This is a genomic window from Rhizobium sp. KNZ2-6A, assembly GCF_056755475.1.
Genome location: NZ_JBNDIC010000009.1, coordinates 1 through 24,999, shown reverse-complemented (window position 1 = coordinate 24,999; position 24,999 = coordinate 1). Strand labels below are relative to the sequence as shown.

20 protein-coding genes are annotated in these 24,999 nt (G+C 59.5%); 7 read left to right on the top strand and 13 right to left on the bottom strand.

What is annotated here, in order from left to right:
• The first annotated feature begins 79 nt into the window (after positions 1–79).
• The gene (locus ACPYOP_RS08520) at positions 80–697 is read left to right on the top strand and encodes a TetR/AcrR family transcriptional regulator (protein WP_481409952.1); all 618 of its coding nucleotides are present in this window, start codon (positions 80–82) and stop codon (positions 695–697) included.
• A gap of 158 nt (positions 698–855) precedes the next feature.
• On the opposite strand, the gene ACPYOP_RS08515 is transcribed toward ACPYOP_RS08520, so the two are convergent.
• The 4 genes from ACPYOP_RS08515 to ACPYOP_RS08500 form a co-directional block, all read right to left on the bottom strand.
• Positions 856–1,632 (bottom strand): molybdopterin-binding protein, encoded by a 777-nt coding sequence (locus tag ACPYOP_RS08515; RefSeq protein ID WP_481409951.1) that lies wholly within the window; start codon positions 1,630–1,632, stop codon positions 856–858.
• Positions 1,629–2,483 (bottom strand): cytochrome b/b6 domain-containing protein, encoded by an 855-nt coding sequence (locus ACPYOP_RS08510; protein WP_481409950.1) that lies wholly within the window; start codon positions 2,481–2,483, stop codon positions 1,629–1,631. Before ACPYOP_RS08510 ends, ACPYOP_RS08515 begins: the two co-directional genes overlap by 4 nt.
• A 110-nt stretch (positions 2,484–2,593) precedes the next feature.
• Positions 2,594–3,223 carry a hypothetical protein gene (locus ACPYOP_RS08505; RefSeq protein ID WP_481409949.1) on the bottom strand — a complete coding sequence of 210 codons (630 nt, stop codon included), beginning with the start codon at positions 3,221–3,223 and terminating at the stop codon, positions 2,594–2,596.
• 76 nt (positions 3,224–3,299) lie between these two features.
• Positions 3,300–3,890, bottom strand: a complete 591-nt coding sequence (locus ACPYOP_RS08500; RefSeq protein WP_481409948.1) for a TetR/AcrR family transcriptional regulator — start codon at positions 3,888–3,890, stop codon at positions 3,300–3,302.
• 469 nt (positions 3,891–4,359) lie between these two features.
• Here ACPYOP_RS08500 and ACPYOP_RS08495 point away from each other — a divergent pair, with 469 nt between their 5' ends.
• Positions 4,360–6,147 (top strand): ABC transporter ATP-binding protein, encoded by a 1,788-nt coding sequence (locus ACPYOP_RS08495; protein ID WP_481409947.1) that lies wholly within the window; start codon positions 4,360–4,362, stop codon positions 6,145–6,147.
• A gap of 132 nt (positions 6,148–6,279) precedes the next feature.
• Here the strand turns inward: ACPYOP_RS08495 and ACPYOP_RS08490 are convergent, their stop codons facing one another.
• Entirely contained in the window at positions 6,280–7,308 is a 1,029-nt protein-coding gene (locus ACPYOP_RS08490) for an ATP-binding protein (RefSeq protein WP_481410057.1), read from the bottom strand.
• A gap of 432 nt (positions 7,309–7,740) precedes the next feature.
• Here ACPYOP_RS08490 and ACPYOP_RS08485 point away from each other — a divergent pair, with 432 nt between their 5' ends.
• The gene (locus ACPYOP_RS08485; RefSeq protein WP_481409946.1) at positions 7,741–8,313 is read left to right on the top strand and encodes a cytochrome b; all 573 of its coding nucleotides are present in this window, start codon (positions 7,741–7,743) and stop codon (positions 8,311–8,313) included.
• Between the two features lie 208 nt (positions 8,314–8,521).
• Here ACPYOP_RS08485 and ACPYOP_RS08480 read toward each other — a convergent pair whose 3' ends face one another.
• The 5 genes from ACPYOP_RS08480 to ACPYOP_RS08460 all read right to left on the bottom strand — a co-directional run bounded on the left by ACPYOP_RS08480 (position 8,522) and on the right by ACPYOP_RS08460 (position 13,325).
• The gene (locus ACPYOP_RS08480) at positions 8,522–9,448 is read right to left on the bottom strand and encodes an efflux RND transporter periplasmic adaptor subunit (RefSeq protein ID WP_481409945.1); all 927 of its coding nucleotides are present in this window, start codon (positions 9,446–9,448) and stop codon (positions 8,522–8,524) included.
• Complete coding sequence (locus ACPYOP_RS08475) at positions 9,435–10,169, bottom strand: ABC transporter ATP-binding protein (RefSeq protein ID WP_481409944.1); 735 nt, start codon at positions 10,167–10,169, stop codon at positions 9,435–9,437. The genes ACPYOP_RS08480 and ACPYOP_RS08475 overlap by 14 nt, the downstream gene beginning before the upstream one ends.
• Before the next feature lie 4 nt (positions 10,170–10,173).
• Positions 10,174–11,310: an ABC transporter permease gene (locus tag ACPYOP_RS08470; protein WP_481409943.1), complete on the bottom strand. Its 1,137-nt coding sequence runs from the start codon at positions 11,308–11,310 to the stop codon at positions 10,174–10,176.
• 2 nt (positions 11,311–11,312) lie between these two features.
• On the bottom strand, positions 11,313–12,527 hold the full coding sequence (locus ACPYOP_RS08465; RefSeq protein ID WP_481409942.1) for a TolC family protein: 1,215 nt from the start codon (positions 12,525–12,527) through the stop codon (positions 11,313–11,315).
• A gap of 375 nt (positions 12,528–12,902) precedes the next feature.
• The gene (locus ACPYOP_RS08460) at positions 12,903–13,325 is read right to left on the bottom strand and encodes an SH3 domain-containing protein (protein WP_481409941.1); all 423 of its coding nucleotides are present in this window, start codon (positions 13,323–13,325) and stop codon (positions 12,903–12,905) included.
• Positions 13,326–13,662: 337 nt separating this feature from the next.
• Here ACPYOP_RS08460 and ACPYOP_RS08455 point away from each other — a divergent pair, with 337 nt between their 5' ends.
• Complete coding sequence (locus ACPYOP_RS08455; protein WP_481409940.1) at positions 13,663–14,112, top strand: hypothetical protein; 450 nt, start codon at positions 13,663–13,665, stop codon at positions 14,110–14,112.
• 59 nt (positions 14,113–14,171) lie between these two features.
• Here the strand turns inward: ACPYOP_RS08455 and ACPYOP_RS08450 are convergent, their stop codons facing one another.
• Entirely contained in the window at positions 14,172–14,864 is a 693-nt protein-coding gene (locus tag ACPYOP_RS08450; protein ID WP_481409939.1) for a response regulator, read from the bottom strand.
• A gap of 241 nt (positions 14,865–15,105) precedes the next feature.
• Between ACPYOP_RS08450 and ACPYOP_RS08445 the strand changes: the two genes are divergently transcribed.
• The 3 genes from ACPYOP_RS08445 (at position 15,106) to ACPYOP_RS08435 (ending at position 21,032) form a co-directional block, all read left to right on the top strand.
• The gene (locus ACPYOP_RS08445; RefSeq protein WP_481409938.1) at positions 15,106–16,290 is read left to right on the top strand and encodes an efflux RND transporter periplasmic adaptor subunit; all 1,185 of its coding nucleotides are present in this window, start codon (positions 15,106–15,108) and stop codon (positions 16,288–16,290) included.
• A gap of 7 nt (positions 16,291–16,297) precedes the next feature.
• Positions 16,298–19,447, top strand: a complete 3,150-nt coding sequence (locus ACPYOP_RS08440) for a multidrug efflux RND transporter permease subunit (RefSeq protein ID WP_481409937.1) — start codon at positions 16,298–16,300, stop codon at positions 19,445–19,447.
• Between the two features lie 100 nt (positions 19,448–19,547).
• The gene (locus ACPYOP_RS08435) at positions 19,548–21,032 is read left to right on the top strand and encodes an MFS transporter (protein ID WP_481409936.1); all 1,485 of its coding nucleotides are present in this window, start codon (positions 19,548–19,550) and stop codon (positions 21,030–21,032) included.
• Between the two features lie 57 nt (positions 21,033–21,089).
• Here ACPYOP_RS08435 and ACPYOP_RS08430 read toward each other — a convergent pair whose 3' ends face one another.
• Both ACPYOP_RS08430 and ACPYOP_RS08425 read right to left on the bottom strand, forming a co-directional pair.
• A complete protein-coding gene (locus ACPYOP_RS08430) occupies positions 21,090–24,164 on the bottom strand; it encodes an efflux RND transporter permease subunit (RefSeq protein WP_481409935.1) in 3,075 nt (1,024 codons plus the stop codon).
• Positions 24,165–24,173: 9 nt separating this feature from the next.
• Positions 24,174–24,999, bottom strand: an 826-nt coding sequence (locus ACPYOP_RS08425; RefSeq protein WP_481409934.1) for an efflux RND transporter periplasmic adaptor subunit, incomplete at its 5' end; no start/stop codon positions are given.

Below are 24,999 nucleotides of genomic sequence, written 5' to 3'. Positions count from 1 at the left end.
GACGAATATTATTGACTGACCCATTAGTCAATAGAATTTATCTTGACGCCGAACCGTCAATAACGCTCAAGGTGGGACCATGACCGATCTAAAAAAACTGACGCGCGCGGAGCAAAAGGCCCGCCGCCCCGTGCAGATCCTGGATGCCGCGTTTGAAGAGTTCGTCGAGCGCGGCTATGTCGCCACCCGCGTCGAAGATATTGCCAGCAGGATCGGCGTTACGAAGGGAACCGTCTATGTTTACTTCGAGACCAAGGAACAGCTTTTCGAAGCGATGATCCGGCACATTTCCGAACCTCTCGAAAACCTGCTGGCAAGCGCGAATGAGCTGAAAGGGACCGCAATCGAGCGGCTTCAGGGAAATATCGAGCTCATCTACGATCTCATAATCAATGAGCGCAAATTGCGGGAGCTGATGAGGTTCGTCATTGCCGAAGGTTCGCGATTCCCGCAGATCGTCGATCGGCACCACGACATATTTATCGAGCCTCTCGAGCGGCAAATGCAGTCCCTTATCGACGAAGGGATAAGGCTTGGGGAATTCCGGCCGGCACCGGCTGCGTTCGGCGATGCGATCGTGGCGCCTGCCATCGCCTTTCTATTCTTCAAGCTTCTTTTCGACGAGCGCCGGACCCTCGACAGAACCACCTATCTGCAAGCGCATATTGATCTTGTCATGCACGGACTGCTGACATGATCCATCGCTCTCTTGCTGAAGAAAAGACTGGCAGGCTTAAAGCAATTCCAGGAAAAGTGCGTAGCGGTTTTCCGTCCGGAATTGCTAGGAAACAAAGAGATAGAGTGGTTTAGAGATTCCGTGAAAAGCTGAACCACTCTAGGACGTGATGCGAAGGGTCAAATCCCTGCGTACCACTCGTATCCTCGATCTTCCCAATAGCCGCCGTTTCCGCCCCACAGGCCCGCAAAGCTGTCGACTAGCTCGATGCGCATGATGTATTTCGCGTGCTTGTAGCCCAGCTGCCGCTCGACCCTTAGACGCAGCGGCGCGCCATGGCCGATGCTGAGGTCCTGACCGTTCATCGCATAGGCAAGGATGGTCTGCGGGTGGAAAGCGTCGATCAGATCGATGCTCTCATAGTAGCGACCGCTTCCATCCAAAGTCTTCTCGAGCTCATCGGCACAATGGAAGACTGCATAGCGCGCCGTGGACTTGAGCCCGGTCAGGCTCAGGAGGCTTTTAAGGGGAACACCCGTCCATTTGCCGATGGCGCTCCAACCCTCGACGCAATCGTGGCGGGTGATCTGGCTACGCGCAGCAAGCATCTTGAGGTCCGCGAGTGAAAATGCCGTTGGCCGGTCCACCAGACCGTCTATCTTCAATTTCCAGTTTGCGAACTTTCCCTCGGCCAGTTCGGCATATTCGTCGCTGTCGGGAGCGCTGGTGCCGTTTACTCGGAAGGATGGGGAAATGTCGGCCTCGGCAAATTCGCGGGCCAAGGCATTACGACCCTGAAGCAACCTTTGAGCTTTCATCGTCAACTGTTCGGCTGAACGAAGAACCGTGGCGACGTCGGTGTTTTGCTCCAATAGATCGCAGCCGGAAAGGGCGAGCGTACCGGCACCGAGCGTACTGCCAATCAGGAACCGGCGGCGAGTTAAGAACTGGCTCATGAATTCGAACCTTTTTCGCGGATTGCATAACGGCCGGTGATCATCGAGCGCATGTTGTTCCAGGGCCCGGACAGCACGACCATCGCGATGTGAACGACGACGAACAGCACCAGAAGCGATGCGGTGACGAAGTGGATGGTTCGAGCCGATTGGCGCCCGCCGAAGACATCGACCAGCGTAGGAAACGCCGCGTCGACGCCGGGCGACATGGTCAGGCCAGTCAGAATCATAAGGGGTAGAAGGACAATAATCACTGCGAGATATGTCAGCTTCTGGAGTGCGTTATAACGCTTGGCCTCCTCGCCTTTCGGGAAGCGAAGACGAGCATGGTCAAGAACTTCATGCCACAGATGACGCAGCGAAAGCTCTCTCGCCGTCGGCGCGAGGTCTCGCCGGAAATGGCCGCCGAGGACGCTGAAGCCGAGGTAGAGAATGCCGTTGAAAACAAATAGCCAGGCAAAGAAGAAGTGCCAGCGGCGTCCAGCCGCAAGGTCCTGAAACGACGGTATGGTGGCCCAACTCGGGAAGGCCCGCGCCGTGCGCTCACCGCCGACGTCCGAAACGCCGAGAACACCGGTCGTTGCAAATTGCACGCCTGCGACACGCACGAAACCGCGCGTTTCGTCTTTTTGTCCCTCGGAGCCTATCGTCAGGACTGCGGGATCGCCGTCAGCACCGTAGTGACCCCAGTACAATTCGGGATGGGCGTTGAAGATCTGCAGCCCGCTCAACAGGAGGAAACTCAAGCACAGCGCGTTCAACCAATGGGTAAGTCGTGTGATGAGGGAATGGCGGCGGATGAAGATCGTCCGGGGATGTCGAACATGGTCATCGATGATTTTCTCGTTCATGACGGCGTTCTCCGTCCTTTAAATCCAAAGGCCCTAGGTGGGCGGCATTTCTGGGAGTCGCCGGCCGAACCTGGGGGCGGCCCAGGGTCGGCCGGCGACGAGGACATGGCTCACATAGGCGGAACCACGCCATTCTTTCCGACGAGAATCTGATGGGCGGTCGTGCCGGTCGCGACCTTCTCCGCCGGGATGAAGACAATAGCGCCAGGGACGAGATCATCCTTGGTCGCCGGAGCGAAGGTCACGACGGGGGTGCCATCCGGGATAGAGATCTTCTTTTCCTTGCCGTGATAGGAGACGGTGACCGTCCGGCCGTCGACGCCTTTCACAGCATCCGCCACGGTCGCGTTGGTCATGCTGCTGTTGGGCTTAAGATCCCAACCGTAGCTGCCCTCACCCGCACCTTTCAAAGCCGGCGGGAAGATGAGCACTTCAAGAGCCCCGTCACCACCGCCTTCTTTCGGCAGGGACGCGATGCCGACGAAATCGCCGGGCTTGATGTCGGTTACCTTTGCGTTTGCGACGCTCGAGACTTTCCAGCCGTCAGCAAGTGCGACGTCGACAGTCTCTCCTTCGCGCGTTTTCACCTTGAGGGTAGAGCCAGCGTAGTTGACGATGCTGCCCCGGACATGGACCTGTTCGGCCTTCATATCGTCGGCATAGGCGGGCGAGACTAGAACCATCGCCGAGGAGATGCTGGACAGGCCCAGCACGAGCGCGGGGAGAATAATCTTGATCATGTTGAGGTCTTCCTACTAGTTGGTAGCTTTCGAAGTACAGTTTTGCCCCGGGGCGGGTTCGTACCGTCCCGAGCTTTTATCGAGCGACCATCGGAGACAGTCGCTGCAAGGTGGGCGCCAGAATGGTGGCGAACACTTCAGACTCTCCATAAGCTCGCGCCGAGAGCATGGCTCCATGGACCGAAGCCATGAATATCTCGGCCTCAACCTTGGGTTCGCTTGAGAGCGTCAAGGTTCCGTCCTTGGCGCCGCGTTCCATGATGGAGGTGAGCCATGTCGAGATAAAACGGAAGAAGGCCTTCACCTCGACCGCGACTTCCGTCGGTAGCGCCGGCAGTTCACTCGCAAGCAGGGCGCAAACGCAGAAAGGCCTGCTTGCATCCTCAATACATTTTGACCAATGGCCAGCATAGGTCTTGAGAAGATCAAGAGGATTCTGCACGTTGCACTGCAGAGCCGCCACTCCCAGCTCGGCGTCCTCGCGATATCGAATGACAAGCGTTCGGACCAAGTCGGTCTTGCTCGGAAAGTGGTGATGGATGCTGGCCTTGCGAATCCCGACCACGTCAGCGATATCGGCATAGCTGAAGCCGTTATATCCTCCGCTCATGATCAGCGTCCGCGCGGACGCCAGAATTTCGTCGGATGTCGTCAAAAGATTGCTCATGCACTTTATCTACCTTCTAGTAGGAAGACAGTCAAGCGCGAAAGCGGAAATTCCTGATCTTTCTTCATTTGAGCACAATGACCCTGGCACGACACTGTCTGCACGATCTGCTTCCAAACATGTCGGCGAGTGAGGGTGACGGCGATCGTCAGGGTTTCGGTAACCTGCGAGCACGGGCCTAACTCTGCATTACGCAGCCGTTTTCTCGGTAACAGACACATTTCCACGAAATCTCCATGAATTCCATGCCGGATTTCCATGAACACATGTCAACAGGCGCAATACATAGCAAACCCAAACCGACATGATGCATCATTCCCTGCCGAAACTGCTTCTGCTTTGCATCCCGCTCGCATCGGCATTGTTCCTTGTCCGGTGGGTCGCAAACGCTGGAGATAAGAATAAGCGCACCACCAAGGAAAGCCGGTCTCAGGTGGAGGATCGCAACAAAATCTAACCGAGTTTCCTGATGCACAGCGACATCCCCGATCCTGAGGACGACGACTATTCCGACCTGGCCAGACAGCATGTCTCGCTCTTGCGAGTATTGTCGCTCTTTCGGCCTTATCGCAGATCGATCGCCGGTGTCGCGCTGCTGATGGTTATCGCCTCGGCGATTGGCCTGGTCGGCCCCTTCCTGTTGCGCGCGATCATCGACGCCGCCCTGCCGCAGCGCGATCTGACGCTGCTGGTTTGGCTGGCCGCGGGCATGGTGGCGATCGCACTGGTTTCGTCTGGAATCGCGGCACTGCAGGTTATCCTTTCGTCCCATATCGGGCAGGCGATCCTGCATGACCTGCGCGTGCGGCTCTATGCGCATTTGCAAAGTCTGTCATTGCGGTTTTTCACCGGCGCGCGGGTGGGCGAGGTGCAGTCGCGCATCGCCAGCGACATCGCCGGACTGCAATCGCTGGTGACCGACACCGCGAACGAACTTGGCCGCTCACTCAGCTCGGCCCTCATGACCGCCGTCGCCATTGTGCTGCTCGACTGGCGGCTCGCGCTGTTCGTGCTTCTGATCGTACCGGGGACGATGCTGATCAGCAACCGCGTGGCCCGGATGCGGGAGGCGCTGACTTATGCGCAGCAGGCTCGCGCCGCCGACATGTCGGCGGCTGTGCAGGAGACGCTTTCCGTACCGGGTATCATCCTTGCTCGCACAATGGGCCGCGGCTCGCATCTGTCACAACGCTTCGCCCGCATTTCGCGCGATCTGGCCAAGCTTGAGGTGAAGTCCCACACGGCCGGCGAGTGGCAATGGTCGTTGATCAGTTTCGCGCTGGCGGTGCTGCCGGCGATGACGTTGTTGGCGGGCGGAGTGCTGATGCAGACCGACAATCCCGCCACGATCGGCACGCTGGTCGCAATGATCGCACTGCAGGAGCAGCTCTTGTGGCCATTCGAACAACTGTTGGAAATTGGCCGCGACATGCGCAAGACCCGCGCCCTCTTCGCACGCATCTTCGAATATCTCGACAAGCCGGTCGAGATTACCGAGCGGGCCGACCCGGTCAGCGTGCCGCGCGCGAAAATGCGTGGCGAGGTGCGGCTTGACCACGTCAGCTTCGCCTATCGCGAAGGCAATCGTCCCGCAGTCTACGACATCGACCTGACCATTGCCGCTGGCACTCATGTCGCCATCGTCGGCCCCACCGGTTCGGGCAAAACGACGCTCGGATATTTGCTGGCGCGGCTTTACGACGTGGACAGTGGCGCAATCCGCTTCGATGGCGTCGACCTGCGCGATCTCAGCTTCCAGTCGCTGTCGGATATGCTGGGCGTGGTATCGCAGGAACCCTACCTGCTGCACACGTCGGTGGCCGAGAACCTGCGCTTTGCCAAGTCGAACGCGACCGAGGCGGAACTGGTCGAGGCCGCCAAGATTGCTCAGATCCATGATCATATCGCATCGCTGCCCCAAGGTTACGACACATTGGTCGGCGAAGGCGGCTATCGCTTTTCGGGCGGGGAGAAGCAGCGCCTCGCGCTGGCCCGCACCATCTTGCGCAACCCGCCCATTCTGCTGTTGGACGAGGCGACCAGCGCTCTGGATACCCGCACCGAGCGCGCCATGTCGATAGCGCTGGATGAAATGTCGAAGGGGCGCACCACGATCACCATCGCGCATCGGCTTTCAACCATCCGTCGGGCTGACCAGATTGTGGTGATGCAGGCCGGACGCATTGTCGAACAGGGCATGCATGACGACCTCGTCGCCTCAGGTGGCCTATATTCCGGACTGCTGCGAGGGGCTTGATCTTACCGGATGACATTCATCATCGCGGCCCCGGTGGTGACAATGCCCATGGAATACTCAGCAGTTGCCTTGAAAGACAGGAGACCCGCCAATGGGCAACGTGGGTCAGCGCTGCCAACCATATGGAACGCTCTACGTTTGGACGTGCTTCAATGGCAAACGAATTTCGATCGCCAATCCGGGACCCTGCTGATCGACGATGAGCGCCTCGCCGCCATGTGCTCTGGCTATTCCGCGCACCGCGGAAAGACCCAATCCTGAACCACCTAGAGCGCGTGTCCGGGATTCATCAGCGCGCCAAAATCGTTCGAAGGCGCGTTCGCGGCCCGTGCCCTCCAACCCTGGCCCAGTATCCGCGATTCGTATGAAAGCGTAATCCGACTCCTGCCCGGTGTGCAATTTAACCTTGCTGCCTGGCGCATATCGGCGGCAGTTCTCCAGCAACGCCAACACGGCCTGCCGGATCTTGGTCCGATCGGCCGTCGAGACCGCCGGCGCGAAATACCCCTCCAATGTTACTCCAGCGCGTCTCAGCTCCTCCGCAATGGAGTCGAGAATGCCCCTCACCTCGCCTGCCAGATCAACCGTATCGAGTTCGAGATCCAGTTTTCCGGCACTGCTCAGTGCCAGCGTGCGCAGCTCCTCGACGATCGTGGACAAGTCGTCAACGTGCGCGATCAGCCGGCCGTAAAGATCCGAGCTCGGTTCGAATGTACCATCAAGCAAACCTTGCAATCGACCGCGAAGAATGGTCAGCGGCGTGCGCAGCTCGTGGGCAATGGACGAGTTGGAATATTTGAGTTCCGTTTCCGCTTTGCTCAGGCGCTCCGCCATTGAATTGAAGTCCTCGACCAAATCGTGGGCCTCGTGGAAAGCGGATCTGACTTTTGGTGCTCTCGCCGTGAAATCGCCCTCCGCGATCGCTCGCGCGGCGGAGGCAACGGCCTCCAGAGGCTCGACTATGGTCTTTGTGAGACGCCAGCCGGCAATGGAGGCCACCATCAGGCCAATCGCAAGGATAATTCCTATCAGGACGAAATCACCGATCGACCATCGGGTCTCGTCAATGGCGTTTGGATAAAGCCATGGCTCGACCCAAATATAGTAGCTGGTGATGCCTAGATAGGTGACGATGAAGGCGATCAGCGCCACGGTAAGCATCGCCTTCACGATGTGGCCGTTCAGTCTCTTAATCATTACGATCACTCATTTTATCGGAAACCTGCGACGAAACAGTCGGATGTTAACCAACTGCCGCAGGTAATCCTAAGCACAATCAAAGGACGGCAAGACACCGCGATACCGGATGTCGAAGCCGTTCATTTATCACTTCAGTCGCCCTTTCGCCTCAACGATCGGCAGCTTTCTTTGCTGAGCGGGCCGCGCCGCTCCACGAGATCTCCACGACTTGATAGCGCAGCGTCCACAATCATCGCCTTAGATGGGAAGGAAGCTGGGTTGTCGATATGGTTCGTTTTTTGCCCGGAATTTTAATGGTCGCGATGCTGTGTGCCATTGTCTTTTCCATTCTTCTCGTTACATCGCAAATCCTCACAAACCAAGACGGATTCCCCGTTCTGGAAAGGAGTTGGCATGACTGAACACCCGCGCAAAAGCGGCGTTATGAAATATCCGTTATCAATGCGGATTCTTCACTGGCTGCGTGCAGCTCTGATCCTTGGTTTGCTGGCATCCGGCTGGTACATGACCCGGCTTCCAGAAGACGCCGTCGCGACATCAGGCTTTTTGTATCCCAACCACAAGCAGTTTGGCGTTCTGGTTTGGCTTCTGGCCTTGGTACATCTCATCTTGCGCTGGCAATATACGGCCTCTCTTCCCAACACGCCTTCGCACTTGGCACCCTGGGAAAAATGGCTCGCGCATGTCACGCACCGACTTATCGTTGTCCTGACATTGATCACTCCGTTGCTAGGCTATTCCATGTCGAGCAGCTTCACGCAGAGCGATGGCGTACCTTTCTTTTTCATTTCCCAAATTCCGGAACTCCTGCCCAAGAACGATGCAGCATTCGCGATATTTCAAATGCTGCATAGGTACAGCGCCTATGTTCTTTTAACCTGTATCCTTCTGCATGGCGCTGGCACATTGAAGCACAAGCTGACGGACAAGGGTGGAGATACGGATGTACTGCCGCGGATGCTGTAGCAAAGACGGTTCATCCATTGCACGACTGTCGCTGATATGTTGCGAGTTCAAAGTAATCTGAGATCGACCATTGCAGCCAGTCATATACGCGCGGCGGTTAAGCTTTAGATAGATGACGACTTTACACAACGAGCATTATCGTTCGGATCCGCGAATAGTTTAGGCAAAATCCGACGTAACTGACGTCGTATGTTACGGACCGGCCGCATCATTTTAGAACGCGGACGACGACGCGCTGTCCAATGGCCAGGTGTGCATCGCCGGCGACGCTGATGATGCAGTTTGCCGTTCTCATATCGCTCCGATCTCCAGAATTCTCCGTCGATTTCGCATGCGACAGCACTTTGGACACTCGGCTGATGCGCCCCTGAACGATTTGTGACGTGCGTCCTTCTGGAACGATTTCCACAGTCATGCCGGGACCGACAAGATCGAGATATTCTTCCGGAACGTCTGCTCGCACAATCTTCGGACCATCTGGCAGCAAGACAAACATCTCGCTCATCGCCTGTGCGGAAACAGCTTCGCCGGCCTTCACCGCCTGGCGCACGACGATGCCGTCGGCCGGCGCCTTGATGGCGCGCAGACTTACCTCACGTTTGGCCATTTCGAGACGCGCGCGCGCGATGGTCAGAGCCGTCGCGGCGGAATTGGCTTCTATCACCTGCGTCTCGTAGGCGTCGCGCGCATCCGCGAGCGCCTGATCCGACACGGCCATGCCCACAGCGGCGCGGCGCATTCTTTCATAAGTCTTGGAAAGGTACTTCTCCTTGATTTCGAGGAGTTTGTGGTGATCATCCGCCTGGGAAACCTCCTGTTCGGCGATGCGGGCTGCGGCTTCTTCCTGCCGGCTATCCAGAGTGGCAAGCACATCCCCCTTACGCACATAAGCCCCCTCCATCGCCCGCACCTCGGCAACGACACCATCGCGCACAGCAGTTATTCGATAGAGTCCTCCTTCCACATCGACCGTCCCACGCGCGGCAGCCGCGATTGCCGGCATCCCTCGCTCGATAGTGTTCGAGTTTTCGTCCGCCTGCGGGACACCAACTGTCATCCATAATAGGCCCAACGTCAGGGACGAGCCCAACAAGCCGGTCACCCAAAGACGGCGGGAACGCTTAATTTGATCCATGCCAGTACTCTCGTTTGTCAATGTTTGGTCCGGAGGCGGGTCGCTCATCGGGCAGCAGGCGTCCGTCCTCCATCCTGAGGAGGCGATCTGCTTTCGAAAACAGGCGCGTATCGTGTGAAACGCACAGAACCGCCGTTCCCAACTGTCTTGCGGTGTCTCGCAGAATCTCGACGATCCGCAGCCCGTTGCTGCTGTCCAACGCGCTTGTCGGCTCGTCGGCGAACAGGATGGCCGGCTCCTTGACGATTGCTCTTGCGATGGCGACACGCTGTTTTTCCCCGCCCGACAGATGCGAGGGCCGTAAATGCTGGCGGTGCAGCAGGCCGACGCGCTCCAGAGCCTCGAGCGCTTTCGCACGAGCTTCGGCTTCAGGGATGTTCAAGTAGTCCAACGGCACCTGAACCTGTTCGAGCGCGGTTAGAGCGGGAAACAGATTGAAGCCTTGAAAGATAAATCCGCAATTTTTCAAGCGAAAAGCATCCCGCTGTGCATCTGTCGACGACGAGAGATCGATTTCACCAGCGCGCAGAAGTCCGCTGTCCGGCTTGGTCATGCCGCCGAGTGTCGCCAAAAGCGTGCTCTTGCCACAGCCGGAAGGGCCGCTCAGCACGGTGAATTCACCGCGATAGATCTCGACGGAAATATCAATGAGCGCGTGCGTGCGCACGTTCTGGACGGTGAACGATTTATGGAGATTGAAGGCTGAGATAGCGGACCGCATGAGATCATCTCAACAAGGAAGCGGGATCGGCCTGACGCAGCCGATGAATTGCCAAAAGACACGCAAGAATTGCCACGACGAGCACAACGAGCGAAGCAAGAAGGACAACGGCGCTATCAAGTACGAAGGGAACCTTATAGAGCTGCGCAATGAGGGCTATGAGAAGACTCAGGCCGCCGCTTATGATCAAGCCTGAAATACCGACCCAGGCCGCCTGCTCGGCAACAATGGTTCTCAGGCTGCCAAATGGTACGCCAAGCGCTCGAAGCGTGGCATATTGCGGGAGTGCACCTGCTACGGCAGCCATTAGAGTTTGGCTGGTTATGAGTGCCCCGATGGTGGCGGCAATAAGCGTTGCAAAGATAAAAGCGATGCCAGCACCGGAATCGAATAGCATATAGTTGGTCGACATGCTTGCCAGCTGTCCCGAGGGCCAGATTTCGAAGCGTTCGACGGATGCTCTTCGATTGAGGCGCGCGATTACCGCTGATGGATCGCTGCCGGCCTTCACATCGAAGAGGAAATAAGTTGCTGCGCCGTCATTGGGCAGCGTCTGATCGAGCATGCGCGCGGTATCGAGCGAACTGACGACGTTCACCCCACCTAGACCGCGAAGCCCGTCAATGAGGCCGATGACGCGTACGGCATGGCCATTCACTTCCGCACGATCGCCGGGTTTGGTGGAAAGCTTGTCGCTATCCGAGGCATCGACAACCACAGTACCAGGCTCGCGGAGCTGGTTGCGTAGATCCGCCGGAACGACGCGGGCTAGGCCGGCACTATCGGTTTGCGTATCGACACCCACGACCGTGACACTGACGCCGCCATTGCCCCCGGTCGCGCGCCAATCGCCCGACCCAAGCAGCAACGGCTCGATATGAGAGACGAGAGGCTCCGAATACAGGCTCGTCAAGACGCCAACCTTGACCGTGCGCCCAAGTTCGACACTTTGAGTCCCCGGAAAGCCGACCCAATAGTTGGCGTCCGACTGGGACACGTAAAGCGAATTCGCGCTCACAATCCCCAACAGAAGTGCTCCTTGAGCCGTCATGAGCAGCCCGGAAAAAGCAACCGCCGCAACGGCCGGCAGAAAACGACGCCATTCGTAGAGGAGGGTTTTTCGCGCGATCGGCACGGCCATGATCACATCCGCCTTTCCGACGCGCGTGAATGGACGTCCTGCTCTACAATGCCCGCTGCCTTATGGAAGGCGATGAGGGCGCGAGCCTCGTCTTCGATGCTGTCGGTCAATGAGGCCCGCAGTTCTAAGAGGTCGAGCGCCCCTTTTATGGACTTCGATCTATCTTCAAGACCTTCGCGAACGAGAATGTCGGCGCCATTGCGGACTGTGGTAACGCGTTTCAACCGCGATCTCAGTTCTGCCGTTCTCTGCCGCGCGGCATTGAACTCACGCAGTGCCCTCGACGCCTCCTCATAGGCGACAAGAACGGCCTGCTGGTAGGCGAGGCCCGCCTCACGGAATTTCGCTTCGCTTGCTGCGACGACATCTTTGCGCCGGCCGAGATCGAATATCGGCATTTGCAGCGACGGCCCACCGGCGACGCCAAACAACGAGTGACCGGCCGGAGCGCCAATTCCGATCGTTCCCGAAAGGCGCAATTTCGGATAAAGATCGCTTCTTGCAATACCCACCTGCGCACCGGCCTGAGCGACTGCGAGTTCGGCTCGCACCACATCAGGTCGTGAGCGCAGGAGATCGGCAGGGCGGCCTTGGATGAGACTTGCCTGTACGACCGGTTGCGATTGAGGCTTGAGAATGTCCGCGGCCGGCGTGGAGGTTCCTTCCAGGGTCGCGATTTGCTGCGCTGTGATGGCTATCTCATTTTCCAGCTCGAGACGCTTCGATCTCGCAGCATCGAGGCTTAATTTCTGGGGTTCGGTTTCGATTGCCGTGGACAGCCCAGCCTGCTCCTTGACGCTCGCAAGCCTTGAATTCTTCTCCAGCAAGCCGATCATCTCAGCGGCGTCGGCGTGACGTCTCTGGAGCGCCCGCAGGTGAACATAGCTGGCGGCAATTTCCGCCGTTACCGCCAATCTTGCCGCCGCCAGATCCGCGTCCGCGATTGCCGCGCTCAGGTCAGCCGATCTCTGCGTTAGTTTGTCCTGCCCGAAAAGTGCCGCCTCCCAACTGGCCTCGAGGTTCAATTGCAGCGGGCGTCGTGTGAAGTCATTGTTCACCCGAGAGCCGGTCGAAGCGTTTGCAAGCGCAACGCCGCCGATCTCGGGGCGATAGCCGGCAATCGCGGAATGAGCCATGGCCCTTGCCGCCGCGAGATTCTGCCGAGCCTGCGCAACGGTCAGATTGCTGGTGGCCGCGCGAGAGACAAGCGATGACAAGGTCTTGTCGTGGAAACTTTCCCACCATGCGAGGCCGCCTGCTTGCGCGCGAGAGACCCCATGCGATGCTCCAGAATAGGCTTCGGGCAAGCGAGGAGCTGCGGCGGGCGGAACTAAATCCATCGTTTGACAAGCCGGCAATATCGATGTGAGGGCCATGATCGACAAGAGATACAAACACTTGAACTCGCTATTCGATACATGGTGAGCTTGCCATTGGCGTATGCCGCGCAGTCGGTACGCAATTCCGTAAGATCTGCCGATCATCATCTTGTCACTATGCGATCCATTTCGTGGCCCTGGTGGTCGCATAGGCTTCCAGCCTTTATGCGCATCTCATCAATGTCTTGATTCGATCAAATATCCGTCGTGATATTAATTGATGCTTCGCCAGTTCCCGATCTCGGTATAGAAGTACAATTGCGAGTAGTTTCGAGACCAGTAGGAATCGATATCGAAGGAAACGACTGCGATACCCGGTCTTTCCGCGACGCGGATATAGCGTGATATCGGCAGTCTTTGGTGGCTGTATTCGACGTCGATATCGGCGGCGGGCATCCATCCGCTTCGCCCCGAAACGGTGACATCGCACCACCGATACTCTCTCGTGCATCCGGACATATGAACGCGGGAGCCCGCCATCACCATTCCGACGGCCGGAAACCGGACGTTCGGTCCCGATCGAAGCACCACGTCGGTCTTCGAATATTCCGTTGCAGCTGCATGAACGACCATCGGACATGCACCCGCCAGAACACTTGCGAGTAGCATCTGCTTTGCTTCGGCTCGGAACTTCATGTTTCGATGGCATCCTTCTCGACCATGTTGCGGCTGCCCCATATCTGTGACCCCCATGTCTGGGAGGGGTTCCGCGATGATTGCCGTCGATATAGCCCGCTTTTGTGCAGGTTCTGTGGAGATCACATGCATGTCGGGTGAAGACGGCGCTGGAAAGTGAATATGCGCCTTCCTGTCATGTCAGATGTATGGACAGATGCAATTTTCTGTCAGCAGTCGCCTGCCTGCTGACGATCCGCCGCTTCGCAAATTCTCACGCAAACGTCCACGCAATGTCCACGCAATCATGCTGAGTTTGCCAATGCCTATGACACGACCGATGCTATTGGACAGGAACATGCAAACGCCGGATGAATCCGATCTATTGAAGCTCCTCAGGAGAATTCTTCGCGACGGCATCTATGAAGTTTCCGATTTTGCCGATGTCGATCGCAAGACGACAAAACTGCTGGCACAAGCACTGAGTCTCCGCGTGATCAGAGAGGATAGCGCGGGCTGGAACAATGGCGCGCGCTATGTGCTTACAGATGACGGCCGTCGCGCCCTTGGTTTGCAAATTGACTGGTGGATGCCGGAAGATTTACGGCGGGCGATCTCTCCGGAAACGGAAACTTTAAACATCCATGGCGGTCAGGCACGGCCCTGCGAGCCGGCGACCATAATAGGTTCACGGGGAAACAGAGCCCTCAGCATCGCCCTTGAGTATACGCCGGCAATCTGCCTCATTGCCGTGGTCTGTGGCATCATTCTTGTCACGATGGTCGGTGGCCACCTTGTTTCCCATTGATTCGCGCATTTCACCCCGCAATGGTGGCGATATCGGTAGGCTGCCGATTGAGGCTGTTGCTAACCGAAATCGCCAAGGCGGTACCCCACTCCCCTGACGCCGTTGAGGAGCTCGCCGACGCCGGCGACATCCAGCTTCTTGCGCAGCTTGCTCATATGGCTGTCGACGGTCCGGTCGAGCGCATCGCCCTCGGGCAGGCAGGCGTCGACGATCTCGCCGCGCTCGAAGGCCCGGTTCGGAAAGCCCGCCATATATTCGAGGATGCGGAACTCGGTCCGCGTCAGGTTCAGCGCAATGCGGCTCTTGCCGTCCTCGACCACGGCCATGTGCGCCACCGGATCGATCGCCAGCCTGCCGATCCGCAGGACCTTGTTGCTCGCACTGCCCGAGGATCGGCGGAGAACGGCGCGCGCCCGCGCCACCACCTCGACGGGATTGAACGGCTTGACCACATAATCGTCGGCGCCGGAGCGCAGCCCATGCAGCTTGTCGAGGTCGTCGGCAAGTGCTGTCACCATGATGACGGGCGTGTCGCCGCGCTGGCGGATGGTGGCCAGCACCGTGTGGCCGTCGAGCTTCGGCAGCTTGATATCGAGGATGACCAGATCCGGTCGCAGCCGCTGATGATGGGCAAGCGCGATCTCGCCGTCGGCCGCCGTCAGCACGCGAAACCCCTCGCGTTCGAAATAACGCTCGAGAATATCCGAGATTTCCGCCTCGTCCTCGACGATCAGTATCAGTGCATTTTCCATCCGCACCTCCTTGCCGACAAACAAACGCCAGACAGGGCCCCCGCGTCAACGCTCCCGCGCCCGCCTTCACGAAACCTCCACAAAATGTCGACCAAAGGACAACAATGCAGGTGTTTTTCTTAGGCTCGGACGAAGTGCCCCTGCGGCTCGCAATGAGCGCTGAAGCGGTTTCTTCGAATAGGTTCGCCGTCAAGGCGCCGGCAGCCAACTCGCCCGGCCACGGTCAATTGGGAATATATCTATGCGATCTGCATTCGAACTGCCTTGCTGGAAGGCACTCTTGGCGGCGACAGCCATGCTCGCGCTGGCTTCAGGCCAAGCACGCAGCCAGGAGAGCAGCGAGGTGCCTCCTCCGGCCGTCGGCGTGCTCGAAATCAAGGCACATCCGGTACCGGTCATGAGCGAGCTTCCCGGGCGCATTGCCGCAACCAGGATTTCCGAGGTGCGCGCGCGTGTCTCAGGAATTCTGCTGGAGCGCGTCTTCGAACAAGGCAGCCTCGTGCATCAGGGCGACATCCTCTACCGCATCGATCCGAAGCTGTTCCAGGTCCGCGTCGCAAGCGCCAACGCGGCACTGCAGAAGGCGAAAGCCGTGCAGGCCAATGCCAAGCAGCAGCTTGAGCGCCAGCGCTCGCTGCGCGAGCGCAATGTCGCAAGCGCGGTCGATTATGATACGGCCGCCGTCAATCTCGCCCAGGCCGACGCCGATGTCGCAGCACAGCAAGCGGCTCTCGACGAGGCGAAGATCAATCTCGATTATACCGAGGTGCGGGCGCCCATCACCGGCATTATCGGCGGCGCTCTCGTGACCGAGGGAACGCTGGTGACCGCCGAAGGCGCGTCCAATCTTGCGCTCATTCAGCAGATCAATCCGGTCTATGCCGATTTCACGCAGTCGGCGCAGGATCTGCTGACATTGAAACGCGCCGTCAGCGAAGGCAGGCTGCAAAGTCCGGCACCCGGGCAGGCAAGCGTCGAGCTCGTGTTTGACAGCGGAAAAGCCTATGACGAGCCGGGCAAGCTGTTGTTTTCGAACGCAAGCGTGGATCCCAATACGGGTCAGGTGATGCTGCGCGCGGAATTCCCCAACCCGGACGGCGATCTCCTGCCGGGCATGTATGTCCGCGTGCGCATTGAGCAGGCCGTCCAGCAGGGCGGCATTACCGTTCCGCAAAGAGCCGTGACGCGCGATGCCGGGGGAAAACCTCAGGTGTTCGTCATCGCTAGCGACCAGACAGCTCAGGTGCGCAACGTCGTTCTCGGCGCGTCCCTCGGCCCCGAATGGATCGTCCTTTCCGGACTGAAGGACGGCGAAACCATCATCGCCGACGGCATCCAGAAGGTCACGCCGGGGAGCAAGGTCGTCACCGAACCCTGGCTGCCGCAAAAGGCCGATCAGAACATCTCAGACCAGGCTGCAAAGTAATCCGGACATGGCACAGTTTTTCATCAGACGGCCCGTTCTCGCATGGGTCTTCGCATTCTTCATCATGATCGCCGGCATCATCACGATCCCTGTTTTGCCGGTGGCGCAATATCCCGCGGTCGCGCCTCCGCAGCTTTCCATCTTCGCCTCCTATCCCGGCGCCTCGCCGCAGGAAATCTATCAGGGCGTCACCCGACTGATCGAGGAGGAACTCAACGGCGTCCACGGCATCGTCGATTTCGAGTCGACGTCGGATAATTCCGGCTCGGTGAGCATCAACGCCACGTTCAGCTCCGGAACGGACATCGGCAAGGCGACGGTCGACGTGCAGAACGCGGTTCGCCGCGTCGAAGCGAGGCTGCCGCAGACGGTCAGAACGCGCGGCATCCAGGTCGAGGAGGCCAGCGCCGGCTTCCTGCTGATCGCGGCTTTGACCTCCACCGACAGCAAGATGGACGAGATCGCGCTCGGCGACTACGTCAACCGCAACATTCTTGGCGAACTTCGGCGACTGCCGGGCGTGGGCCGTGCGCAGCTCTTCGCCTCGCAAAGGGCGCTGCGCGTCTGGATCGATCCGGACAAGATGGTCGGCCTTCATCTGACGGCAGCCGACATCAGTGCCGCAATCACCGCGCAGAACGCGCAAGTGGCTGCGGGTCAGATCGGCGCCACGCCGAATCCCATCAGCCAGGATCTGACCGCGACCGTCATCGTCGAAGGGCAGCTCAGCAGCGCAAAGCAGTTCGGCGAGGTGATCCTGCGGGCCAATCCGGACGGCTCGACGGTTCGCCTGCGCGACATCGCGCGCATCGAGGACGGCGCGGAAAACTATTCGACGGCAAGCCGGCTCAACGGCAATCCGAGCGCGGGCCTCGCCATCCAGCTTTCCTCGACGGGCAATGCCGTCGCGGTGTCCAAGGCCGTCAAGGCGAAGATGGACGAGCTGTCGAAGTTCTTCCCGAAAGGGGTCGAGTATTCGATACCCTACGACACCAGCCCCTTCGTCAACGCCTCGATCGAGAAGGTCGTGCACACGCTTTTGGAGGCGATCGCGCTCGTCTTCATCGTGATGTTCGTCTTCCTGCAGAATCTGCGCTACACGCTCATCCCGACGCTGGTCGTACCGATCGCGCTGCTCGGAACCTGCGCGATCATGTATGCGACAGGGTTCTCCATCAATGTGCTGACCATGTTTGCCATGGTTCTGGCGATCGGCATCCTTGTCGACGACGCGATCGTCGTGGTTGAAAACGTCGAGCGCATCATGGCGGAAGAAGGTCTGCCGCCGAAAGCCGCGACCCAGAAGGCGATGAAGCAGATTACCGGCGCCATCCTCGGCATTACGCTGGTGCTCTCCTGCGTCTTCATCCCGATGGCATTCTTTCCGGGCGCGTCCGGCATCATCTATCGCCAGTTCTCGCTGACCATGGTCGTCTCGATCATGTTCTCCGCCTTCCTGGCGCTGTCGTTGACGCCGGCGCTCTGCGCGACGTTCCTGAAGCCGATCAAGGACGACCATCATGCCAGGAAGGGGTTCGGCGGCTGGTTCAATCGCAAGTTCGACGGGATGACCGCCGGCTATACCAAGACGGCCGCCGGCCTTGCGCGACGGTCCTGGCGAATGATGGCCGTCTACCTCGCGCTTGTCGTGGGCCTCGGCTATCTTTTCGTCAATCTGCCGGGCTCTTTCGTGCCGGAGGAGGATCAGGGCACCCTGATCGTCGACATACAAGGGCCGCCGGAGGCGAGCGCCAACCGCACGATCGCCTCGCTGAAGCAGGTCGAGGCCATCTTCAGGGCCGAACCCGCCGTCGAGAATATCTTTGCCGTGCAGGGCTTCAGCTTCTCGGGCAACGGGCCGAACGCAGCCATCGCCTTCGTGACACTCAAGGATTGGAGCGTGCGGCCGGCCGGCAGTTCGGTGCCGGAAATCGCCGAGCGCGTCAATACACAGCTCGCCGGCCTGAAGGACGCCACCTCATACGCGCTTTCACCGCCGCCGATCGAAGGCTTCGGCACGACGAGCGGCTTCTCCTTCCGGCTGCAGGATCGCGCCGGGCGCGGACAGAAGGCGCTCAAGCAGGCTGGAGAGGAGCTGATCGCCAAGGCGGCGCAGAGCAGCGTGGTCACGAACGTGCGCGTGGAAGGCATGCAGGAGGCCGCGCAGATCAAGCTTGTCATCGACCGCGAGAAGGCAAACACCTTCGGCGTCAGCTTCACCGATATCAACGACGCCATCACCGCGAACCTCGGCTCCTCCTATATCAACGATTACCCGAATGCGGGGCGCATGCAGCAGGTCATCGTGCAGGCAGACGGCCGCAGCCGCATGCAGGTGGAAGATATGATGAAGCTGAATGTCCGCAATGCCGGCGGCGGAATGGTTCCGCTCTCGTCCTTTGCGACCGCCGACTGGCGGAAGGGCGATCCGCAGATCGTCGGCTATAACGGTTATCCGGCCATCCGCCTCACCGGGCAAGCAGCCGGGGGCAAGTCTTCGGGCGCCGCCATCGCCGAGATGGAGCGCCTCGCCGCAGAACTTCCGCAAGGTTTCGGCTACGAGTGGTCCGGCCAGTCGCGCGAGGAGATATCCTCCGGCAGCCAGGCGCCGATCCTCTTCGGCTTCAGCATCCTCTTCGTCTTCCTGCTGCTCGCAGGTCTCTACGAGAGCTGGTCGATCCCGTTATCGGTCATGTTGGTGGTGCCGCTCGGCATTATCGGCTGCGTGCTGGCGGCGATCCTTCGTGACATGCCGAATGACCTCTACTTCAAGGTCGGCCTGATCGCGATCATCGGCCTGTCGGCAAAGAATGCCATCCTGATCGTCGAATTCGCCAGGGATTATTATGCCGAGGGCAGGTCTCTTCTCGAATCGGCGGTCGAGGCGGCACGCGTCCGCTTCCGTCCGATCGTCATGACGTCGCTTGCCTTCACGCTTGGTGTCGTGCCGCTGGCGATCGCCACCGGACCAAGCGCCGCCAGCCAGAACGCGATCGGCACCGGCGTCCTCGGCGGCATGATCTCGGCCACAATCCTTGCCGTCTTCTTCGTCCCGGTCTTTTTCGTCTTTGTGCTGTCCCTCCTGCGGACCAAAAGACCGGTCGAAGAGAAAGGTGCGGGTGCTAACGTCCCGCCCGCACCGGCCGCCCATCCCTGATCCGGATGGGCGGCGCGCCTGCCCGGTGACGGGCAGGCGTCAAACGTCCCAATCTCGGCGAACGAGACAATCGTTCCGAGACCATGTATCTAGGTGTCCCATGCAGCCCAATCCCTGGCTCGTTCTCGTCGCGGTCATCGCGGCCTTCGTCCCGGTGGTGGTGGATATGACCATCCTCCATATCGCCATCCCCTCGCTGACAGTCGCGTTGGAAGCCTCCGGCAACCAGGTCCTCTGGATCATCGACATATATCCGCTTGTGATGGCCGGCCTTCTCGTGCCCATGGGCACGCTTGCCGATCGCGTCGGCTACCGCCGGATGCTGCTGCTCGGCCTTGTCATCTTCACCATCGCCTCCATCGCCGCGGCTTTCTCGCCGAGCGCTCCGGTGCTGATCGCGGTCCGCGCCGCCCTCGGTATCGGATCATCGATGATCATGCCCTGCGTCCTGGCGCTCGTTCGGCAGGCATTCGACGACGACGCCGAGCGAGCGACCGCACTCGGCATCTGGAGCGTGGTCGGCACGGCGGGTGCAGCAATCGGTCCGCTCGTCGGCGGCCTGCTTCTCGAGCGTTTCTGGTGGGGCTCGGTCTTTCTCGTCAATGTTCCCGTCATGGCCGTGGTCATCCCGATGGTCTGGATCCTGGTGCCATCGTGGCCGGGTGACCGGCAAACCGCCTGGAATCCATGGCAGGCGCTTGTGCTGGTTGCCGGGTTGATCCTGACGGTCTTCGGCATCAAATCCGGCGTCAAGGACGGGCTTCACGCATTATCCGCGGCAGCGCTGCTCGGCGGCGCCGTGATACTCGTCTGGTTCGGGTGGATGCAGGTCTCTTCCCGGAACCCGATCCTCGACCTCTCCTTGCTCAGAAAGCCCGCCATCGCCGTCGGCCTGCTGATGGCCTTCATCGCCAGCGGATCGCTCGCCGGTTTCGAACTGGTGCTGGCGCAGGAACTGCAGTTCGTTCTCGGCAAGACGCCGCTGGAAGCCGGGGTCTTCATGCTGCCATTGGTCGGCGCCGCCGCCGTCGGCGGCCCGCTCGGCGGCAGGCTGGCGACCCGCTTCGGTCTCCGCGCGGTCGCGTCGCTGTCGATGGCGGCGTCTGCCGCGTCGCTGCTGGCGATTTCGTTCACCGACTTCGGGCAACACAACTACCTCGTTGCCTTCCTGTTGGCGATTTTGGGATTTGCTTTGGGTGTCGGCCTCCTGGCGTCGTCGATCGCGATCATGGGAAGCGCGCCGAAGGAGAGCGCCGGTGCTGCCGGTGCATTGGAAAGCACGGGCTACGAACTGGGTGGCGGCCTGGGCGTCACCCTGTTCGGCGTTCTCGTAAACTCGATCTACCGGTCTTCCTTTTCAGGACCATCCGCTGCGCCAAAGAGCGCAACGCATTCGATCGGGGAAGCGATGGCCGCAGCAAGGGATCTTGGCGGCGATATGGGCACCTCAATTGCGGATGCAGCCAAAACGGCCTTCCTGCAGGCTCACGGATCGGTATTGATCCTCGTCGCCACGATGATTGCCATCCTCGCCCTCGTCGTCTTCATCGCGCTTCGAGGAGCACCGGCCGCCGACCAGCACTAGCAGAAGACATGGCCACGTAGCGTGTGAGCCCGATGGCCGCCGCCTCAGGCGGGCCGATCAATGCACCGGGGCCGGCTCTGCTTCTGCCGCAGCCTGCTTGTGGTGGTCGGCGGCAAGCAGCATGTAGACGGCGGGCACCACGAAGAGCGTGAACAATGTCCCGATGGCAAGCCCAGCTGCAATCACAAGACCCATGTTGAAGCGGGCGGATGCGCCGGCGCCGGTCGCAAGGATCAGCGGCACGACGCCTAAGACCATCGCGCCGGTCGTCATCAGGATCGGACGCAGACGAATGCCGCAGGCACCCTCGATCGCTTCCCGTTTTGTCTTTCCGGACACCTGCAGCGTATTCGCCACCTCGACGATCAGGATGCCGTGCTTGCTGATCAGACCCATCAGCGTCACCAAGCCGACCTGCGTATAGATGTTCATCGTCGCGCCGCCGATGCCGAGGCTAATGAAGGCGAGCGCGCCCGCGATCGACATCGGCACCGATACGAGAATGATCAGCGGATCGCGGAAGCTGTTGAACTGCGCCGACAGCGCCAGGAAGACGATGATCAAGGCGAGGGCGAAGGTGGTGGCCATGCCGCTGGATTCCTGCACGTATTGGCGTGACTGGCCTCCATAATCGACCGAGTAGCCCTGTGGCAGCGTGCGCGCCGCGATCGACTTCAAGGTTTCCAGGGCATCGCCGACAGCCACGCCCGGCGCCGGCACGCCGGAGACGGTGGCGGAGTTCAATTGCTGGAAGTGCGCGACCGAACGCGGCGTCGCCTCGAGTTTCGCCGTCGCGATCGCCGAAAGCGGGATCTTGGAACCGTTCACGCTTGCGATCGGATAGTTCATGATCTGATCGATGGTCTGGCGCGAGCGCTGCTCCACCTGCGGGATGACCTGATACGAGCGATTGTCGATACTGAAATAGTTGACGTAGCCGCCGCCCAGCATCGCGGCAAGCGCAGAACCGACATTGTTCATGGACAAGCCCAGCGTTGCCGCCTTGCTGCGGTCGATCTGGATCGAATATTGCGGATTGTCGACGTAGAGATCTTTCGTCAGGAAGATGAATTCGCCGGATTTCTGCGCTTCCTGCAGGAAGGTGTTGGACACTTCGTTGAGCTGGCCGAAGCTACCGGTGCTTCCGATGGCGAACTGTACCGGCAAGCCGCTAGCGCCGGGCAGCGGCGGTATCTGGAAAACCACCGCCTGCCCGCCGGCGATCTTTGCCAGATCCGCCTGTACCAGCGGCTGCAGTTGGTCAGCCGTTCGGTTGCGCTGATCCCACGGCTTCAGCACCATGCCCTCGAAAGACGTGCCGGGCACCTCGACCTGCAGGGTCTTGTCGGTTTCCGGGAAGCTGCGGAAGATCTTCGTGACCTGGTCGGAATTGAGCAGTTTCTGCTGAAGTGTCGCATTGGGGGCGTTGGTCACCTGAGAGGCAAGAAATCCCTGATCTTCATTGGGAGCCAGCTCGCTCTTGGCGCTGGCGTAGAGGAAATAGATACTGCCGAGCACGATTATGGCAAATACCAGCGTCACCGGCACGGTATTCAGGCTGCCATGCAGCATGCGCACATAGGGCCGATGGATTTCCGAAAAGCGGCGGTCGATGAAATCGGAAATGCGCTCCTCCCAGCCGCTGCGGTCGGTCAGATGGGGCTTCAGGATGCGCGAACACATCATCGGCGTCAGCGTCAGCGCGATGATCATGGAAACGGTGACGGCGCCAACCAGCGTAAAGGCGAACTCCGTAAACAAAGCGCCGGTCAGGCCGCCCTGAAAACCGATCGGCACATAGACGGCGACCAGCACGACGGTCATGGCGAGGATCGGCCCGACCAGCTCGTGTGCCGCGGCCAGCGCCGCCTGCATCGGCGGCGCGCCTTCCTCGATATGGCGGTTGACGTTCTCCACGACGATGATGGCGTCATCGACCACGAGGCCGATGGCAAGCACCAAAGCCAGCAAAGTCAGAAGATTGATGGAGAAGCCGAAGATCAGCATCATCGCGAAAGTACCGACCAGCGATAGCGGTATGGCGACGATGGGAATAGCGACCGATCGCGGCGAGCCGAGAAATGCGAACACCACGAAAATGACGATCACCAGAGCCTCGATCAGACTCTTGACGACCTCGTCGATCGACTGGGTGACGAAGGTACTGGAATCGTAGACGATATAGCCCTCCAGCCCCTGCGGCAATTGTGCCAGAATGGCCGGAAACACAGCACGCACACCTGAGATCACATCGAGCAGATTTGCCGTCGGCGCAATTTGGATACCCATGAACACGCCGTCCTGGGCATCAAACCCGATCTGGACATCGGGATTTTGCGAGCCGAGTGCGACGGTTGCGACATCCTTCAGGCGAACGATCGTATCGCCGATCTGCTTGACGACCATCTCCCTGAACTCGTCGGCCGAATGCAGATCCGTCTGCGCCGTCAGCACCGTCTGCGTCATCTGACCGCGCGTCGTGCCGATACCGGAAATAAAGTTGTTGTTCGCTAGCGCGGTCCTGACATCGCCGGCCGTCAGCCCGTAGGCGGCAAGCTTGTCGGGCTTCAGCCAAGCTCTCAAAGCAAAGGTCCTTCCGCCGAGGATTTCGGCCGTCTGCACGCCGGTGACCGCCTGCAGTTTCGGCTGGACGACGCGCGTCAGATAGTCGGTGATCTGGTTGCTGGCGAGAACATCGCTGCGGAAGCCGATATACATGGCGTCGATCGTCTGGCCGATCGACACCGACATGATGGGCTGCTGCGTGCCCGTTGGCAGCTGGTTGAGAACCGAGGATACCTTGGCATTAATTTCCGTCATCGCCGCGTCGGCATCATAATTGAGGCGCAGGTTGACCGTGACCGTCGAAGTACCGCTGGTGCTCGACGAGGTCATATAGTCGATGCCGTTCGCCTGGGCGATGGCGTTTTCGAGCGGCGTCGTGATGAAGCCGGCGATAACGTCGGGTGCCGCACCTGGATAGGTGGTCGTCACCGTCACAACGGCATTCTGGGTCTGCGGGTACTGACGCACCGTCAGCGTGCGGAACGACTGGTAGCCGATCACGACAATCAACGCGCTGACCACAAGGGCAAGCACGGGGCGCCGGATGAAGATATCGGTGATATTCATCGCCACACCTCAGTTGGGATTTGCCGGACTTGCATTGGGATCGTTCGACGGCTGCACCTCATTGTTGATGATGACCGGTGAGCCATTGTTCAATTTCAGCTGGCCGGAGGTCACCACCATTTCGCCTGCGTTCAACCCCTTGGTCACGGCGATCTGATCGCCACGCGCCTGTCCGGTGCTGACGAACTTCTGATTTGCGACGAGCTGCGGCTTTCCATCCTGTCCGCCGCCCTTGTCGGCCACGACATAGACGACGTTGCCGTAGGGATTGATGGTGACGGCGGTCTGCGGCAGGGCGATATAATCTTTCGGCTCTCCAACCGTTACCGATACGTTGCCGAACATCCCAGGCAGGAGTTTGCGATCGGAATTCGGGAAGGTCGCCCGGATTGTGATGTTGCGGCTTTGGGTATCCACCAGCGGGCTGATTGCCGTGATCTTCCCCTCGAAGGTCTGGTTCCCATAGGCATCGACCGTCGCCGTCACCGCCTGTCCGACCTTCAGTTGCGACAAAGCCTGCTGCGGCATCGAGAAATCGAACTGGATCGGATCGAGCGACTGCAATGTGACGACTGCGGTTCCGGCCGCCAAATATTCGCCGAGGCTGACCAGCCGGATGCCGAGATGTCCATCGAAAGGCGCGCGGATCGAATATTGATCGATCAAGGCCTGCTGCGACGCAACCTGTGCCTGCGCAGCCTTCCATGTGGCCAGATCACTATCGACCTGGCTTTGTGCGATAGTATTTGCCTTGATCAGCTTTGAATCGCGCTCATAGGCGATCTGCGCGTTTGTCGCCGATGCCTGGTATTGCTGTAGCGTTGCAATCTGCTGA